This window comes from Prosthecobacter sp. SYSU 5D2, assembly GCF_039655865.1.
Lineage (GTDB): Bacteria > Verrucomicrobiota > Verrucomicrobiia > Verrucomicrobiales > Verrucomicrobiaceae > Prosthecobacter.
This window is the reverse complement of sequence record NZ_JBBYXL010000026.1, coordinates 1-563: the sequence shown is the minus strand read 5'-3', so window position 1 is coordinate 563 and position 563 is coordinate 1. Positions and strand designations below refer to the sequence as shown.

Annotated in this window: 1 pseudogene; it reads right to left on the bottom strand. The window is 61.3% G+C overall.

The features are described from left to right. Positions 1 to 563, bottom strand: a pseudogene (locus tag WJU23_RS23545) (chemotaxis protein CheW); the annotation flags it as partial.

Here is a 563-nt window from a genome sequence, read left to right as displayed (position 1 = left end):
AAGACGCTTTCGACGAACTCTTTGCTTCCTAGCACCAAGCCGTCACTGAAGTAGCGCACGCGCAGGCGGATCAGTTCGGCGGGGCTCAGCTTGCCTTTTTCCTCGAGGACTTCTCGGGCTTTTTCAATGCTGATTCCGGGGCGGGCGATGTTCTCGTTTTGGGCGTCGCGGACTTCGGTTCCGCTGGCGAAAAGGAGGCAACGGTAGGCCTCTGCCGCATCGTGGGTCTTCCAGCCGTCCACGGGTTTGGCGAGGGCTTTGCACAGGCCGCGCTGGGCACGACGGCTGCCGCTGAGGGCTTCGGCGTAGCCGCACCAGCGGTAGTCTTTGGGATCCTCTACCAGCTTGGCGCGGACGGGATTGAGATCAATGTAGGCGGCCATGGTTCGCAGGGCTTCGCCGCCGCTTTCCACCATGACGCTTTTGAAGCGGTCCATCCACAGGGTGCCCCGGCGTTCGCGGCGTTTGTTGAACCAGCGGCTGTAGCGTTCTTTGACTTCTTTGACGTAGATGGACAGGTCGCAGAAGCGTTTTTTGATGGCGGCGAGCTTCTCCTGCGCGCG